General features: G+C 44.7%; 15 protein-coding genes. 11 read left to right on the top strand and 4 right to left on the bottom strand.

Annotated elements, in window-relative coordinates:
- The first annotated feature begins 20 nt into the window (after positions 1-20).
- The 8 genes from ACR64G_RS07690 to gspK all read left to right on the top strand — a co-directional run bounded on the left by ACR64G_RS07690 (position 21) and on the right by gspK (position 7,349).
- Complete coding sequence (locus ACR64G_RS07690; RefSeq protein WP_435978724.1) at positions 21-1,808, top strand: GspE/PulE family protein; 1,788 nt, start codon at positions 21-23, stop codon at positions 1,806-1,808.
- A gap of 77 nt (positions 1,809-1,885) precedes the next feature.
- On the top strand, positions 1,886-2,467 hold the full coding sequence (locus ACR64G_RS07685; RefSeq protein WP_435978723.1) for a hypothetical protein: 582 nt from the start codon (positions 1,886-1,888) through the stop codon (positions 2,465-2,467).
- Between the two features lie 71 nt (positions 2,468-2,538).
- Positions 2,539-3,327 (top strand): TatD family hydrolase, encoded by a 789-nt coding sequence (locus tag ACR64G_RS07680; protein WP_435978722.1) that lies wholly within the window; start codon positions 2,539-2,541, stop codon positions 3,325-3,327.
- Positions 3,328-3,460: 133 nt separating this feature from the next.
- Positions 3,461-4,144: a TetR/AcrR family transcriptional regulator gene (locus tag ACR64G_RS07675; protein WP_435978721.1), complete on the top strand. Its 684-nt coding sequence runs from the start codon at positions 3,461-3,463 to the stop codon at positions 4,142-4,144.
- 39 nt (positions 4,145-4,183) lie between these two features.
- Complete coding sequence (locus ACR64G_RS07670) at positions 4,184-5,029, top strand: prepilin-type N-terminal cleavage/methylation domain-containing protein (protein ID WP_435978720.1); 846 nt, start codon at positions 4,184-4,186, stop codon at positions 5,027-5,029.
- Positions 5,030-5,032: 3 nt separating this feature from the next.
- A complete protein-coding gene (gene gspI, locus ACR64G_RS07665) occupies positions 5,033-5,497 on the top strand; it encodes a type II secretion system minor pseudopilin GspI (RefSeq protein WP_435978719.1) in 465 nt (154 codons plus the stop codon).
- Positions 5,494-6,204: a type II secretion system protein GspJ gene (locus ACR64G_RS07660; RefSeq protein ID WP_435978718.1), complete on the top strand. Its 711-nt coding sequence runs from the start codon at positions 5,494-5,496 to the stop codon at positions 6,202-6,204. Before gspI ends, ACR64G_RS07660 begins: the two co-directional genes overlap by 4 nt.
- A 23-nt stretch (positions 6,205-6,227) precedes the next feature.
- On the top strand, positions 6,228-7,349 hold the full coding sequence (gene gspK / locus ACR64G_RS07655; protein WP_435978717.1) for a type II secretion system minor pseudopilin GspK: 1,122 nt from the start codon (positions 6,228-6,230) through the stop codon (positions 7,347-7,349).
- A gap of 321 nt (positions 7,350-7,670) precedes the next feature.
- Here the strand turns inward: gspK and ACR64G_RS07650 are convergent, their stop codons facing one another.
- The 3 genes from ACR64G_RS07650 to ychF all read right to left on the bottom strand — a co-directional run bounded on the left by ACR64G_RS07650 (position 7,671) and on the right by ychF (position 11,170).
- Positions 7,671-8,351, bottom strand: a complete 681-nt coding sequence (locus ACR64G_RS07650) for a TetR family transcriptional regulator (RefSeq protein ID WP_435978716.1) — start codon at positions 8,349-8,351, stop codon at positions 7,671-7,673.
- A 144-nt stretch (positions 8,352-8,495) separates the two neighbouring features.
- Positions 8,496-9,932 carry a deoxyguanosinetriphosphate triphosphohydrolase gene (locus ACR64G_RS07645; protein ID WP_435980683.1) on the bottom strand — a complete coding sequence of 479 codons (1,437 nt, stop codon included), beginning with the start codon at positions 9,930-9,932 and terminating at the stop codon, positions 8,496-8,498.
- Between the two features lie 146 nt (positions 9,933-10,078).
- The gene (gene ychF / locus ACR64G_RS07640; RefSeq protein WP_435978715.1) at positions 10,079-11,170 is read right to left on the bottom strand and encodes a redox-regulated ATPase YchF; all 1,092 of its coding nucleotides are present in this window, start codon (positions 11,168-11,170) and stop codon (positions 10,079-10,081) included.
- A gap of 269 nt (positions 11,171-11,439) precedes the next feature.
- Between ychF and ACR64G_RS07635 the strand changes: the two genes are divergently transcribed.
- Complete coding sequence (locus ACR64G_RS07635) at positions 11,440-13,614, top strand: ATP-dependent helicase (RefSeq protein ID WP_435978714.1); 2,175 nt, start codon at positions 11,440-11,442, stop codon at positions 13,612-13,614.
- A gap of 25 nt (positions 13,615-13,639) precedes the next feature.
- Here ACR64G_RS07635 and ACR64G_RS07630 read toward each other — a convergent pair whose 3' ends face one another.
- Positions 13,640-13,984: a DMT family transporter gene (locus tag ACR64G_RS07630; RefSeq protein ID WP_435980682.1), complete on the bottom strand. Its 345-nt coding sequence runs from the start codon at positions 13,982-13,984 to the stop codon at positions 13,640-13,642.
- A gap of 230 nt (positions 13,985-14,214) precedes the next feature.
- Here ACR64G_RS07630 and ACR64G_RS07625 point away from each other — a divergent pair, with 230 nt between their 5' ends.
- Together ACR64G_RS07625 and ACR64G_RS07620 are read left to right on the top strand one after the other, a co-directional pair.
- A complete protein-coding gene (locus ACR64G_RS07625) occupies positions 14,215-15,498 on the top strand; it encodes an NAD(P)/FAD-dependent oxidoreductase (RefSeq protein WP_435978713.1) in 1,284 nt (427 codons plus the stop codon).
- A 12-nt stretch (positions 15,499-15,510) separates the two neighbouring features.
- Positions 15,511-15,849, top strand: a complete 339-nt coding sequence (locus ACR64G_RS07620; RefSeq protein WP_435980681.1) for a RidA family protein — start codon at positions 15,511-15,513, stop codon at positions 15,847-15,849.
- Positions 15,850-15,892: the final 43 nt, after the last annotated feature.

The following is a 15,892-nucleotide window of genomic DNA, read 5'->3' as shown; positions in this document are numbered from 1 at the left end:
ATCACTATAAGAAGAATATTATGTCCACTCCAAAATTTTCGTTACTTATCGATCTACGTTGGTGCCTTGATGAGTTATTGGCTGATAAAGTCATAGACTCGCGCGGCTACAATCTAGTCATGACCAGTCGCCGTGACAAAACTCAGCATCCACTAGTTACTGTTAGTGAGTTTGGTCTTGCAAATGCTCATCTTGCCAGTCAAGAAGGAGAGCAAAAACTCACGCTGGCATGGCTCAATCAGTGGTTGGCTGCTAAGGCTGACATGAGTTTAGTGCGTATTGACCCTCTAAAAATTGATGTCCCTGCGGTGACTCAAATCATGTCTTTTGAATATGCGCGCTCGCAACATATTTTGCCTATAGAAATCATGGCTCATGAGGTAGTGATAGGTACTGACCAGCCATTTTTTGTGGACTGGCAAACCAATATAGACAAGGTAATTCAGGGCCGAGACTATCGCACTGTCTATATCAGCCCAGAACAAATAAATCGCTATCGCCAAGAGTTCTATCAGGTGACACAAGCGATCGCAGGGGCAAACACCCTACATAAACGCGCCGCTGCCGATGTCACCAATGTCGAGGCCTTGTTGCAGTTGGGTGACAAAACCAATCCTGATGCTAACGATCAACATATCGTCAAAGTGGTCGATTGGTTACTCCAATATGCCTTTGAGCAGCGCGCCAGTGATATTCATTTGGAGCCGCGCCGCGAGACGGGCAAAGTACGCTTTCGTATCGATGGTGTGTTGCATACCGTTTATGAGATGCCGCTTGCGATCATGGTAGCGGTCACCGCTCGTATCAAAATATTAGGCCGGCTTAATGTTGCCGAAAAGCGCAAACCGCAAGATGGTCGCTTAAAGACACGTACGCATCACGGTCTAGAAACGGAACTACGCTTATCAACCTTGCCAACCGCCTTTGGCGAAAAGCTGGTTATGCGCGTTTTTGATCCAGAAGTTTTAGTGCGCACGTTTGCTCAGTTAGGGCTATCTGGCAAGCAACTTGAGATGTGGCATGAGCTGACGGCGAATCCTAATGGCATCATCTTAGTGACAGGTCCCACAGGATCTGGCAAGACCACGACGCTATATAGTACGCTCAAACAGTTGGCCTCTGAGCAGGTCAATGTCTGTACGATTGAGGATCCTATTGAGATGATTGAGCCGGCATTCAATCAGATGCAGGTCAACGCTGGGATTGATTTGCATTTTGCGGATAGTATTCGCTCGCTGATGCGTCAAGATCCTGACATTATAATGGTCGGGGAGATACGAGATAGTGAAACGGCGAATATGGCAGTGCAGGCGTCTTTGACAGGGCATTTGGTGCTTTCAACCTTGCATACCAATGATGCACCAAGCTCGCTGACGCGCTTACATGACTTAGGGGTGCAGCCTTTTTTGACCTCAGCGACGATACTGGGCGTGATGGCGCAGCGCCTACTGCGGACGCTTTGCTCGCATTGTAAAGTAGCAGAGACCACGCACGCAGACAGCGACGTTGCTATTCAATGGCAGGAGCTTGTACAACCTTGGCGTGCGCCGCTGCCAGATCGAATCTATAGGGCACAAGGCTGTGAGCATTGTCGTCATACGGGCTACCAAGGACGCATTGGACTATACGAGATCATGCCACTGTCCAGTGAGCTCAAAAAACTAGTCGCCGCTGATGCTAATCTAGATACGCTCAAACAGCAAGCATACCGTGAAGGCGTACAGCCGCTCAGACTCTCTGGTGCCAAGCGCATTAGTGAGGGCATTACTAGCATAGAAGAGGTGATGCGAGTGGTGCCGCTCAATTAACCATAGATTCTTGATATGATAAAAGTGATAGATTTGAGAGTGATTGACTATAAAAATGACCATTAAAGGGCGTAAAGATGATTAAAAACATGATTGTTGGTATAGCATTATTATCAGTAATGCCGATAACGCAGGCAGAAGTAGATTGGACGCCTAGACTCACAGTCCTACAAGATAGTTGTACTTCTAGCTTTCATGTGATGGATGAGCTACCCAAAAAATATCAAACTTCTATCCTAAAAAAGGATGAAACACAGGTTAAAAATAAATATAGTGGGAATGATTTGACCACAACTTACTATCTAAAAGATGCCACTGCTTTTGGTTTGCCACTAGATAAGCTCAAAGAAGATACTAATGATGAAGATTTTCACTACAAGCAGTTTTCTATGGTGTTCAAAGACGTTAATTTTATGAAGTTAAGACCTAGTTTTTATTATACAGCGCAAAGCCCAATAGGTGCTACATATGTCATTACAGCGGATAACCCTAGACAAGGTACTCATCATGATGCAAGCGAAGGTATTCATGTAAAATACAAAAATACGTCAACGGGATATGATGTCGATGATCAGAGCAGTGAAGCCATGAGCTGTCAAACAGAATTAAATTTTGATAAGGCGAGTAAGACGTTATCCTGTTCTATGTTTTGTGGTTAATTACCTCCCCATATTCGTATGATTAATAAATGAATTCTTCAAAAATCTAACTGTAATAATGAGAATGTTTTATGTTTACTGATACCCATTGCCATCTCAACCGCTTAGACTTGACCAAATACGACGGTCAACTATCAGGCGCTATCGACGCGATGAAAGCGGCTAATGTCACGCGTGCTATGGCTATCATGTGTGATTTTGCTGAGCATGATGAAATCAGCACTATTATCAAGGACTTTAGCGATGAGCAGTTAAGTCTTGGCATGAGTGTCGGTGTGCATCCTTGCGAAGATATCGGCATCTTACAGTCAGCGAGCGTTGAGCGTTTAGTGGCTACAGCGAGCAGCGATCATGTCTGGGCGATAGGGGAGACGGGGCTAGACTATTACTGGTCAACAGATAATAAGCGTGAGCAGCAGGCAAGCCTTGCGCGTCATATTCATGCCAGCCAGCAACTCAAAAAGCCTCTAATTGTGCATATGCGTGATGCCAAAGAAGACACCATTGATATATTAAGATCCGAGGGTGCTGAGCATGGCATTATTCACTGCTTTACCGAGGACTGGGAGACGGCCAAACGCGCGCTTGATTTGGGCTTTTATATCTCGTTCTCAGGGATTGTCAGTTTTAAAAGTGCGCAGATGATAAAAGAGGCGGCGCAAAATATGCCAAGAGATAGAATTCTTATAGAGACGGATAGTCCTTATCTAGCGCCAGTACCTAAGCGCGGCCGCCCCAATGAGCCCGCTTTTGTGCCTTATGTCGCTGAATGTCTCGCTGAGCTACAAGGGTGCACAGCTAAAGAGATTGGTATGATTACTGCAAAAAACTTTGAAAATTTACTGGCACAGTATCACTAAAATCGTTATGCTATGACCAATCAGTCATTTATATCTAGATCTACTGAGTCATCAAGCAGTTACCGGACATTGTCAGGCCAAGGCTATCCTATGGATACCATGTGCTTGACCCTGCCGGATTTTGGGAGATAATATGAGTCGTCAACACCAATTCAAGATACGAGAAGAGAATATCTTAGCAATGGCTGAGCAGCTGCTGCTTGAGTCAGGTGATGGTGATATCACATTGGACAGTCTGGCCGATCAGCTCGATTTGGCTAAAGGTACGCTTTATAAGCATTTCTCCAGTAAAGATGAGCTTTATCTGCGTATCATTATTCGTTATGAAGAGCAGTTGTTTGAGATCAATCGTATTGATGATTGTGCCTCAGCTGGCATCTCTCGTATGATTTTTCAGCAATTAATGAATCCGCAAAAAGCCATGCTACTTAATCAGATAGAGGAGCGTTTGGCTGCTTCGGTGACAGGGCTCAACCGACTATTTGGTGAGCTATATGATATTCGTCGTCAACGTATGAAGCGTATGCTCGATATCATCAGTACTTACTTAAAGGATCAAAAGAGTAGCCTCAGTACTCGAGACTATCTGTCCTCGCTATGGGCGATGGGTCAAGGCGGCGCTGGACTATTAAATTCAAGCTTCTATCAGCGTTATCTGGGTCGACGTGATACTTTGCGTTATGCTTTGGTTCAGCAGATGTTAGAGCTGCCCAGTCATTATCCTGCACTCGCTGATGAATGTATTGATGAAGATATGCAAGAGCTGGTTGAACAGATTGATACTGAATCAGAAGAACATCGTAATACCAACTACTGATTTGTTTATATAGCTATCTACTATATTTATAGGTGCAACATGCCTGTTACGCCTCAAGCTTTGCCCAATCCAGTACCTACTGACTCCGTCTACTTGGCTAATGATGCCAACATTAGCCCTTGTATAACTTCTATAAGTGCAAGAGCGCATTCTTGTCATAAAAACGACCTTGATTCTAGTCATAGTAATCTATCTACTGCTACTCATTATCCATCACAGTTAACAAACTCATCTCAATTTCCACAAGCAGGTTTTACGCTGGTTGAAATCTTGGTAGTCGTGGTTATCCTCTCTATATTTGCAGGGATGATTAGTCTGTCAGTTGGTAGCAGTGACTCTCGAAAAAACCGCGCCTTCTATGAGCATATAACGGATTCTCTAAGTTATGTAAGATTATTATCGGCTGAGCGCATGCAACCGATGGGTCTAAAATTGCAAGCAGATAACCAAGGCCAAGTGACCCCTGTGATCGTCACGTTATCTAACCCCTATATTGCTTATCAGAGCTCTAATGACCCAAATGCCAAAAACAATAAGCCAAAAAATGCGATGGAGTTATCTGCTGATATCTCTGGTAGGACATCCGATGCGCAAAACCCAACACCAAGTTGGGAGCTCGAACCAGATATTACATTACCGACTATGCCAGCTGGCGTGAGTCTTAATATTCAGAGTCTAGATGGCACGGGAATGAGGAGTAATAGTGCGTCTGATACGCGAACGCTACAGCCTTGGTTCACGGATCAAACTGTACCGCAAGTTTTGTGGTTTGGTACCGGACAAGCGACACCTGTCACTATTGAGATACGTCATGACTCGCGGCTAGTGGGCGAGGTCATCACGATCATGCCAGACGGTAATATGATGATAGGACAAGGGATATAATTGATGTCTCACTCATCTGAATCGATTCATCACGAAAGCTATCGCTCATCTACTCAGAGCGGCTTTACCTTGATTGAGGTGATGGTAGCGCTTGCTATATTGGCAGTGGTTGCCGTAGCTGCCAGTCGCGCTAGTAGTGCTTATCTAAGCTCTGTAGATACTTTGCGCACGCGTACGCTGGCGCACTTTGTCGCGCAAAACGCTGCTAGTGATTTGCAAATTCAAAATACTTGGCTGACGACTAATCGTAGTCAAACGCTAACCGAACAAGGCCGCGACTGGCAAGTAGAGATGATTGCCTCTGACACTTTATCTCCTGCATTAAAGCAGGTCAATATAACGGTGGCGCCTGTCATCGACGGACAAACGCGTTCAGTAGTCACTGATATTACGGTTATAATAAGTAATAAAGAGCAAAAGGTCGGCAGTCTAGACTTGTCCGCTCAAGCGCTAAGAGGCAGTCTGTGAGACATCAAGGCGGGTTTACTCTGCTTGAGCTAATGGTAGCCATGTCCATATTCGCGATGCTCGCTGTAGCAGGTTGGCAGGTATTTGATGGTGTCAATCGCGCACGCGAACGCGCACAGTACCAAGCGGACAACTTAGCAGTATTGCAATATGTTTACCTGCAAATACAACAAGACATGGGTCAGGTTATTCCCTATCAAGCGCCGTCCATTCAAAATGGCAGTGATGATACTAATAGTACGCCTACTTTAAATGCTAACAGCACTCAACAAAGCAACGCTCAACAAAGCAACGCTCAAGCTGGTACTAAACAAGCTTCTATTGCTAAACCTTTTATGAGTGTGAGCAGTGACTCCATTAGCTTTGTTCGTTTTGCTGATCCAGACCCAAGATACCAAAGTAGCCCTAGTATTCAGCGCATTGATTATGTCTTTGACAATCAACAGCTCATCCGACGTCAATATACCAGTATCGACGATGACCCGAGTAATATCAGCTTAGACAGTGTTTTGCTAACAGAGATTAGCGATGGGCGCTTGCAAGCCTATTTACCTGAACTGAGCACGACGTTTCCAAACCCTGACGCTCAAAACTCAACTAGCGATGCAACTGCTGTAAAAAACCCACTATTGCCAAAGGGCATCGGTATTAGTTTTACTTATCAAGATGTTCCAATTACTTGGCAATTTGCCCTCAACTCGCAATAAGTACTGAACAACAAGAGCAGCCCATGAGCATAACAGCAAACTCCCAACGCGGTGTGGCATTACTAACTATCTTGCTCTTGGTTGTCAGTATCACTGTAGTCGCAGGGGCTATGCTTGCCAGTCAAAAAATTGTCATTCGCCGCAGTGGCTTGCTATTTAATCAAAATCAACTACTACAAGACATCGATGCAGGTGGACAGTTGGCCGTGACCATGATCCGCGCTGATAACGAGCTTAACGATACCGATAGCGCACAGGACATATGGGCGCAGCCGATACCGCCTTATACATTAGGAACTCATAGCGTAAGTATTGAGATGCGAGATGAGGCCAGTCGTTTTAATATTAACAATCTATATCAAGATGGCGTAGCCAATGACGATGCCTTAGCGCTGTTACAAAAACTATTGACACAGTTTAATCTGGATCCTGCTGTTGCCATTGCTGTTCTGGACTGGCAGGATTCAGATAGTGAGGTTTATAAGGATGGTGGTGATGAGGGGGCTGTATACAACTTGAGCTCACTGGCTCGTACTTTGCCCAATCAACCTTTTACGAGTGTTGATCAGTTGCTAGAGGTGCAAGGTATAGATGCCGAAGGGTTGGCGGCGCTACGGCCTTATATTACTGCCGTGCCTTATTATTTGCCAATCAATGTCAATACCGCAAGTCCTGAATTACTCGCCTCTTTAGTAGAGGGTGTAACCGTTGAACAAATGACAACGCTGACCGATTTGCGCTTTCAGCGAGTCTTAGCCTCTATTGATGAGTTATGGCAGCTGCCAGCTTTGGCCGTAGTCACTGATGAGCAACGTCAAGCGTCAACCTCGCTACTGGCTGTCGATAGCCGGGCTTTTAGAGCGCTGATAACCGCTACCGATAGCGATGCCAAACAGCGTTTTGCAATTATACTCATAAATAATGTGCTTGATAATGGCAAAGACAATACGAATAGCGAGAGTAACGCTGCAAACGGTAGTCAAAGTAACCAGGGTGCTCAAAGCAATCAAAACACGAATAGCTCAAATGCTCCAGACGTTGCCAGTAACAACACGTCTAGTAGTGACACCAGTGATAAGTCTAGCGCTGATAAAACGGTCAAGGTAATTAACCGCCGTCTTTATGCTTTTAGACCTAGTTTTTAAAACAATGTATGAAAGCGTTTATTTTGAATAGGCATAGATTAGGGCGTGTTGAACATTCATAAATGAGCACTGCTGATCGCTAAAATTGTTCCAGACACGGCGCAAGTCGAAGATAATGTCTAGACCTTAGCTAGACTTGCAACACAGTATGGAGCAATTTTAGCATCAGCCTGAAAGGACAGGACTCTTTTTGCCGCTCCTTTGATAAAAATAGACGCTTAGAATGACTAAACTTACTGTTTTTACCTTTGAACCGTCTAAAAAGTAGTCTCTGTCAGTGACATAATCGAATGTTCAACACGCCCTAATCATCTAACGGTTTTAGTCATCTAAAAGCGTCTCTTCGCTAGATTTCCAGTTATAAGCGCCATAAAATAGCATTTGTGCTTGACGAGTGCAATTGTGAAGCATCAGCTGTTTTTTGGACTCAATTTCTTCTAAGTCGACTTCATCATCGTGGTCCTCTGAATAGGTCAAATCTAACCAATCGATAATCCAAGAAAAAAACATATTGGTGCCAGCGCCAGAGAGTAGTAGCAGATCATACTGATTGATATGAGCAAAAGCCGGCTGTAATGCCAAGTCTTCTGCTAAAATCTTACTATGCATTTTCATCAGATCATTTATGGATTTGCGAACCGCTTCTGAGCCTCCAAAACGCTCACTGACCAAGAACTGCCAGTATCTTGGCTCAGCGCTAACCGTCTGCAAAAACAGCTGGATGCTTTTGGCAATTTGACGATCAAAACTACGTTTGCGCCCTATTTGTAAGCTATTACTCAAGATAGCCAAAGTATTGCCAAGCTCCTCAACGACCAAAGCTTGTCCAAGCGATTCCATATCATCAAAATGACGATAAAATGCCGTCGGTACCACGCCAACTTCACGCGTGACTTGTCTGAGGCTAATAGAGCTAAAGGACTGTCCCATCATGCAAAGATCAAGCACCGCATTAAAAAAAGCGTGCCGAGTCTGAAGTTTTTTTTGTTCACGACTACTCATAATCATTCAAAATTACCTAATAGGGGTTTATCATACTCATTTTGTCACAAAAATACGAATTAAATAGCGCCCTTATCAAAATGAAAAGGATGCTGATAAATTTACCAAATGATTTTTCAGAAGGGTCTTATTGAGTGATAAATATCAAATAACGGTACCCCAATGACCTTGCAACTCCTGCGCTAATCGATAAGCTTCGTGGTCATTCATACCCGTAATGAAGTCTAATATATTTAAAATATTATGATAGATGTTGTCTGATAACTCTCTTTGCTGCTCAGCTAAGTGTGGTTTTAGTAAACTCATTAGCCGCTGTTGCTCAAAGGGTTGAGGCGATGTGACTAGTATTGTCCAGGCTAGAGGCATAAAAGCATCGAGCAATCGACGCAGGCATTGATTGGCCATAAGCTCCATACGTACTTTGCTTGGATGATTGAATATTTTCTCGCGTGCCAGTAATTTAGCTTCAGTGATACCGCTTTGAACACTGGTATCACAATGAGCGAATAAGCTGCCTTGTAGAGTACCTGCCAGCATATCACTGCTATTGGTTACAAAGGCGTCTGTAACCGTATTGACCAAACGCATCATTGCTCGTGCTCGCAGGGCGGCTAGACTCTGTCTTACTGATACGGTTGAGGATAGTGGAGCAGGGCGTTCACCAATTAACTGATAAAAAATATCGGCCACTTCATCAAACCCAAGCATATTTAGATGAATACCGTCCTCTAAATCGATCAAGGCATAGCAGATATCATCCGCGGCTTCTAGCAGGTAAGCGAGTGGATGACGGGCAAAGCCATCATACTGCTCTGAGCGTGGTAAGCACAAATTTGCCGCAAGCTCCTCTAACTGCGCTGACTCACTGGCAAAACAGCCAAACTTTCGAATTTGATTGGTAACGTCTGGTTGAATCACTCCTTGGTTTTTAGTACTGCGACGCTTTAATAAGTCCGAATTGCTATGAGTTGCAAGCCACGGATATTTCATAAAAGCGCCCAAAGTTGCACAGGTCAAACGCATGCCGCCTTTGTCAGGATGGTGCTCGTTACGGACTAACAAGCGAAACCCTTGTGCGTTGCCCTCATAAGCTAAGACGTCCAACTGCTCATTGTCACTTAAATGTGCCAGAATAGGGGTGCGATCAGGATGCATAAACCAGTCTCGAATGGCATATTCTCCTGCGTGACCAAACGGCGGATTACCAATATCGTGGGCAAGACAAGCGGCTTGTATAATCACGCCAACATCGGAGGGCGTGACACCTGATGGCAGACCCGTAGACAGCTTGTCATGGAGCTTCTCTGCCGCCATGATGCCAAGTGAGCGCCCAATACAAGATACCTCCAACGAATGGGTCAGGCGCGTATGAATGCCCAACTGATTGGTCAGCGGGTGTACTTGGGTTTTTTGATTGAGTTGACGAAAGGAGTGTGAAAATACCAGCCTGTCATAGTCCTTATGAAAGGAGGAGCGCGCGCTATCTTGCACCGGCATTAGCTTATCACTGCCTAAGCGCTGAGCACTAAATAGGCATGCCCAGTGGTCGCTTGCACTGTGTGGTTTATGGTTAGAATTCATCATTTATTATTATCCAATTGGTCTAAATTATAGTTGTTTTGCTCTCCTTAGTATAATAAAAAAGCCAGCACAAAGGCTGACTTTTGGTTGTTCTATGTGATAACTGGCAATGTTACGACTATCAATGCTCTAAACGAATAAAGTCATTAGACGTTAAAACGGAAATGCATCACATCACCATCTTGGACGATATAGGTTTTGCCCTCTAGACGTGACTTGCCCGCAGCCGCTGCACCTTTTTCGCCATTGTGCTCGATGAAGTCGTCATAAGCGATGACCTCAGCCCGAATAAAGCCGCGCTCAAAGTCCGTATGAATCACACCAGCGGCTTGTGGAGCGGTTGCACCAATCTCAACAGTCCACGCGCGTACTTCTTTCACGCCAGCGGTAAAGTACGTTTGCATATCGAGCAAATCATAACCACCGCGAATCACTTGATCAAGGCCCGCCTCTTCCATATCCATCTCAGCTAGGAAGTCTTTTTTGTCGTCCTCATCGAGCTGAGCGATTTCAGATTCGATTTGGTTACATAAGGCAATAACGATTGATTCATCGCCAGTGGCGTAGTTACGTACCGCATCAAGATATGGATTATTCTCAAAACCATCCTCGCTCACATTAGCAATATACATGGTTGGTTTTAGAGTAATTAAACCATAGCTTCTAATGAGTTTTTTCTCATCGCTATCTAAATTGGCTGCGCGTGCCGCTTTACCTTCTGCTAAGAGTGGCTCGACTTTTTTGAAAATATCAAGCAAAGCTTGCGCGTCTTTATCACCACCTTTAGCCTTTTTGGTCTGGTTGTGAATGGCGCGCTCAACCGCTTCTAAATCAGCAAGTGCTAGCTCAGTATTGATCGTTTCGATATCATCAATGGGGCTCACGCGACCATCGACGTGGATGACGTTGTCATCGTCAAAGCAGCGTACCACGTGGGCGATCGCATCGGTCTCGCGGATATTGGCCAAGAACTGATTACCCATGCCTTCACCTTTGGACGCGCCTGCGACCAAGCCTGCGATATCGACGAACTCCATCGTCGTTGGCATAACGCGCTCGGGATTGACAATGTCAGCGAGCTTTTTTAGGCGTGGGTCCGGTACAGGCACGATGCCCGTATTGGGATCTTTGGTACAAAAGGGAAAGTTCTCAGCGGCGATACCCGCTTTGGTTAAGGCATTAAATAAGGTGGACTTGCCTACGTTTGGTAGGCCAACGATGCCGCAATTAAAACCCATAGTGGTCTCTCAGTAGTATTAAGAACAATGTTATAAAATCAGGTAGGGTAGCGCGTTTAGAGTGCCATCCAAAATTGGGCATATTGTAGCAAATTTGCTAAGGGATGGGTGAGTTGTTACTTTGTATTTATACCATGGCGCGTCAGCCTTTTTATAGGTACTCTATAGCTATCCTAAAGATAACCGCTAATACAGCCTTACTCTCCTAGAGCATAAACAACCACTTGTAAACACACTTATTAAAACCATATGACGGGCATTCACTAACGATGACGACCACTATTTTTGATACGCGCCAGTATAGCTATCCGCAAAACTTCGTGGACATTAAACCCAAACTTGCCCGCCTTGAGCAAGCCATTAAAAAGTTAGAAGCGAATCTAGTAGATGCTGATAACAAAGTATTAGAGCAGCGCTTGCATGCAGATTTGGGACTAAAGGTGGATTATGCCAGTGAGCTCAATCCCAATCAGTTGCTCGCTGCCACAACTATTGAGGGCAAAGCGTTAGTTATTGCAGGGGCAGGTTCTGGTAAGACCAAAACGCTGACTTACCGTACCAGCTACCTATTAGAAAATGGCATTGCGCCCAAACAAATACTGCTGCTCACCTTTACTCGTAAAGCTGCGAATGAGATCAAAAACCGTGCAAAGACTTTGCTCACTAATACCTTATCGGATGAAGAGTTGTCCGAGAACATCTTACCCACTAGCAAAATGATAAGCGGTATCACCAGCGGCACTTTTCATTCATTCTGTAATCGCTTGCTGCGTCAATACTCAGGACTACTCGGTATCAATCCGCGCTTTACTATCTTAGATACGGGTGACGCTGAGGACGCTATTGACCTCATCTATAAAGAAAAAAAGTACCCTGCGCAAACACAAAAACAAGCCTTTCCGCGCAAACGCACCTTACAGAATATCTTTTCAACCTCTAGAAACCGCCGTATTCCGATTCATACTCTCATCGAAGACAGCTATCCTGATATTGCTATTCATATTCCTATCATTGAGCAATTGGCTATCGATTTTCACGAGTATAAACGCGCCAATCATTTATACGACTTTGATGACATTATCAGCCAAGTAGTCCGCCATCTCAAATCCAATGATACCTTCCGTCAGCTGTTGCAAGACAACTACCGCTACGTCATGGTCGATGAATATCAAGATACCAATATTCCGCAAAAGCAGCTCATCGATCTCATTTGTGCGCCAGCGTCCGTATCTCTCATGGTCGTAGGCGATGACAATCAGAGTATCTACGCCTTTCGCGGTGCGAACTATGAGAATATTTTGCTCTTTGGTGAGACCTATCCTGAGGCGAGTCTGATTAAGCTTGAGCAGAATTATCGTAGTACGCCTGCTATTTTGAGTTATATCAATGCGCTATCAGCGCAAATCACTTTGGGCTATCAAAAACAGCTGTACTCAAACGCGGCTATAACGGGCGAAAAACCTATCTTTAGCCGTGCCAGCGATGAGACAAAAGAAGCCAAATACATCGCCAATCAAATCATCGAGCACAAAGCCGATTTTGACTATAGCGACTGTGCGGTACTGTGCCGTACCTCCTTTCAGTCCAATTACGTGCAGCTTGAATTTATGGAACGCCGTATCCCCTTTATCGTCGTCGGCGGTATCAAGTTCATCGAGCGTCGTCATGTCAAAGACGTCTTAGCCTTTGTCAAAATCCTATATAACCCTAATGACACCATAGCTTGGCATCGCATTTTGACTTTGTTTAAAGGTGTCGGCGCGGTCACTGCCACGCGTTTGACGCAAGCAATCAATAGCGACAACAACTCATTTGAGCCACTACTCCTACCAAAATTCAGCAAAAAAAGCCCGCAGCTTGCGCCGCTTCATACGACCTTGAACAAAGCGCAACAAGCGCAGTCGGTAGAGACCATTATCGATCTGGTGCTCGACTTTTATATTCCCATTCTAAAGACGGTGGAGGAGAACTGGCGTGAGCGCAGCGAGGATTTTCGCGTGCTCAAAAACTTGGCGACTGAGCATAGTAGCCTAGATAACTTTTTAGAAAACTTGGCGCTAGATCCCCCTAATGACTCAGTGGCAGCGATGGATACTCCAGAGGATGATGACACAGATAAGGTGACTATTTCGACCATTCATAGTGCCAAAGGGCTTGAGTGGCCGATTGTGTTTGTCAACGCGCTTGTAGATGGCATGACGCCGCATCATCGCTCGTTGGATGACTTTGAGGATTTAGAAGAGGAGCGTAAGCTGTTCTATGTGGCGTGCAGTCGCGCCAAAAATAAGCTGTACCTGACTGCGCCTGATTACTTCGCCAGCTATTCTGGTTATTTTGATAAGCCAACGCGTTTTATCGCTGAGCTGTCCGCTAACGAGGTTGAGGTTAAGCGCTCAAGAAAGCTGCTTGAGACGCTGGTGAGTGAGGATCCTGTTTGGTGGTGAGATTTCTAAATTGCCCTCACTCAATTCAATGCCCAACCGTCTGCGAAAACACATCAATAACCACTACACCACTTATTATCAGAATGATGCCTAAAATTGCAGGCAGATCAATACTTTGCTTAAAAATAACGAAACCAATAATAGCGGTCAAGACAATACCCACGCCGCCCCATATGGCATAGGCGATACCTAAAGGAATCGTCTTCAGTGTCTGCGACAAAAAGTAAAATGAGCCAATATAGAGTACCGCCATCAAAACAGTAGGCATTAGACGCGTAAACTGTTCAGACTTGACCAAAAAGGTCGTACCAAGAACTTCAAAAACGATAGCTAACGCTAAAAAGCTATAGCCGATCACAACAGGATTTATAAGAATCGTCCTAACCACAGATATTCAAAGCTACTGTAATGCGCCCTGAATAAGACAAATCAAGTCAAGCAATCTAGTACATATATATGGTAGTTGTAAGAGAGAAAAAGCATGTATAACCAAAAGTATGGCTTAACAAAAATTTTTGTTAAATAGTGGTTCAAAATCCATATTAATGCGTTACCATATCTGCATAAACTTCTTTATGTTCTTAGCAAAAAGGATAGGCTATGCGTTATGACGTGGTTGTAATTGGTGCAGGTATGGTTGGCACCGCAGCAGCTTGGCACTTACAAAAAAACGGCTCCAAAGTGCTTATGCTCGATAGAAAATTGCCAGGGCTTGAGACCTCATATGGTAATGCAGGCCTTATTCAGCGTGAAGCCATTCATACCCATCCTTTTCCGCGTCAGATTACAGAGATGGTTCGCGTATTGCCTAATCAAGGCACGGATATTCGCTATCGTATACCCGCGCTGCTACGTTATCATCAAGCGCTATTACAGTACTGGAAATTCTCGACGCCAGATTCGGTCAAAAAGATTGAATCTGAGTGGCAAACGCTGATTGCTCATTGTACCAGTGAGCATCAAACTATGATTGAAGCCTCAGGTGCTGATGAGCTTATCACCCGTGATGGTTGGTTACAGCTTCACCGCTCCGAGGAGACGTTAAAAAAGGCGGCCAAAACGGCTATCGAAGATTGTGAGCAGGGCGTTGAGCATAAAGTACTGAGCCTTGATGAATTAAAAGCGATGGAGCCCAATGCCAATTTTGAGGGCTTTGTCGGCGCTATTCACTGGCTGAACTCTTGGCAGGTCTCAAACCCAAGTGCACTAGTAAAAGCATACGCCAAAAACTTTCAAGAAATGAAAGGGACGATCAAAGAGAGTAATGTCAAAGAAATCAGACCTTCTGATGACAACGACAGCAAAGGCTGGCAAGTGGTGACTGACAAAGAAACCTACCATAGCGATCATTTAGTGATTGCCGCAGGCCCTTGGTCAAATGAGCTGATCAAACCGCTCGGCTACAATCTACCACTATTTCCAATGCGCGGCTATCATCAGCATTTTAAAATAAGCGACAAAAACACCATCCATCATAGTATGTTCGATATGGACAAAGGCTTTGTGATGGGGCCGATGCAGCAAGGCATTCGTATCACTACGGGCGCTGAGATGACAACGATGGATGCACCCAAAAACTTCGGTCAACTAAAAACCGTGTTAAAGCTGGCAAGCAAGATATTACCTTTAGAAGATGCGGTAGAGAGCGAGGCGTGGGCAGGGTCGCGTCCTTGTATGCCAGATATGAAACCTGTTATTGGACCTGCGGACAAGCATGATAAGTTATGGTTCGCCTTTGGTCACAGTCATCAAGGCTTTACTTTAGGGCCGATCACGGGTCGTCTGGTCGAAGAGCTGATCCATGACAAACCGTTGACCGTTGATGTTAAGCCATTTAATGCTCAACGTTTCGCAAAAAAACAATCTTTAAATTATAATATATAGGGATAAATGATGATTAAGAAGTTACACAGCAATCAGCGTATGAGTAAGATCGTCGTACATAACCAAACCGTGTATCTGTGTGGTCAAGTGGGTAACGCGGAAGACGATATCCAAGCGCAAACGCTAACCTGTCTTGAGAAGATCCAAACGCTACTAGAAGAAGTGGGTAGTGATAAATCTAAGCTGCTATCCGTGACGGTTTGGATTAAGGATATGTCAGACTTTGCTTTGATGAATGAAGTATGGGACAAATGGTTCGAAGGCATTCAGCCACCCGCTCGCGCTTGCGGTGAGTCAGCACTAGCACGTCCTGAGCTACTCGTTGAGATGCTCGCTATTGCCGCTGAGTGACGCAGTACTTCTACTCACTATATTAAATAAAAAGGAGATGATA

Origin of the sequence: Psychrobacter sp. DM4 (assembly GCF_051307035.1) — a bacterium.
Classification (GTDB): domain Bacteria; phylum Pseudomonadota; class Gammaproteobacteria; order Pseudomonadales; family Moraxellaceae; genus Psychrobacter.
Note: the sequence above shows the minus strand (reverse complement) of the source record. Positions and strands in the feature narration are given on the sequence as shown.

Bases quoted from the DNA above. Each gene is read 5' to 3' on its own strand.
- ACR64G_RS07675 (WP_435978721.1), top strand. From the start codon at position 3,461: ATGAGTCGTCAACACCAATTCAAGATACGAGAAGAGAATATCTTAGCA.
- ACR64G_RS07645 (WP_435980683.1), bottom strand. From the start codon at position 9,932: ATGAATTCTAACCATAAACCACACAGTGCAAGCGACCACTGGGCATGC.
- ACR64G_RS07650 (WP_435978716.1), bottom strand. From the start codon at position 8,351: ATGAGTAGTCGTGAACAAAAAAAACTTCAGACTCGGCACGCTTTTTTT.
- ACR64G_RS07670 (WP_435978720.1), top strand. From the start codon at position 4,184: ATGCCTGTTACGCCTCAAGCTTTGCCCAATCCAGTACCTACTGACTCC.
- ACR64G_RS07635 (WP_435978714.1), top strand. From the start codon at position 11,440: ATGACGACCACTATTTTTGATACGCGCCAGTATAGCTATCCGCAAAAC.
- ychF (WP_435978715.1), bottom strand. From the start codon at position 11,170: ATGGGTTTTAATTGCGGCATCGTTGGCCTACCAAACGTAGGCAAGTCC.
- ACR64G_RS07625 (WP_435978713.1), top strand. From the start codon at position 14,215: ATGCGTTATGACGTGGTTGTAATTGGTGCAGGTATGGTTGGCACCGCA.
- ACR64G_RS07685 (WP_435978723.1), top strand. From the start codon at position 1,886: ATGATTAAAAACATGATTGTTGGTATAGCATTATTATCAGTAATGCCG.
- ACR64G_RS07690 (WP_435978724.1), top strand. From the start codon at position 21: ATGTCCACTCCAAAATTTTCGTTACTTATCGATCTACGTTGGTGCCTT.
- gspK (WP_435978717.1), top strand. From the start codon at position 6,228: ATGAGCATAACAGCAAACTCCCAACGCGGTGTGGCATTACTAACTATC.
- gspI (WP_435978719.1), top strand. From the start codon at position 5,033: ATGTCTCACTCATCTGAATCGATTCATCACGAAAGCTATCGCTCATCT.
- ACR64G_RS07680 (WP_435978722.1), top strand. From the start codon at position 2,539: ATGTTTACTGATACCCATTGCCATCTCAACCGCTTAGACTTGACCAAA.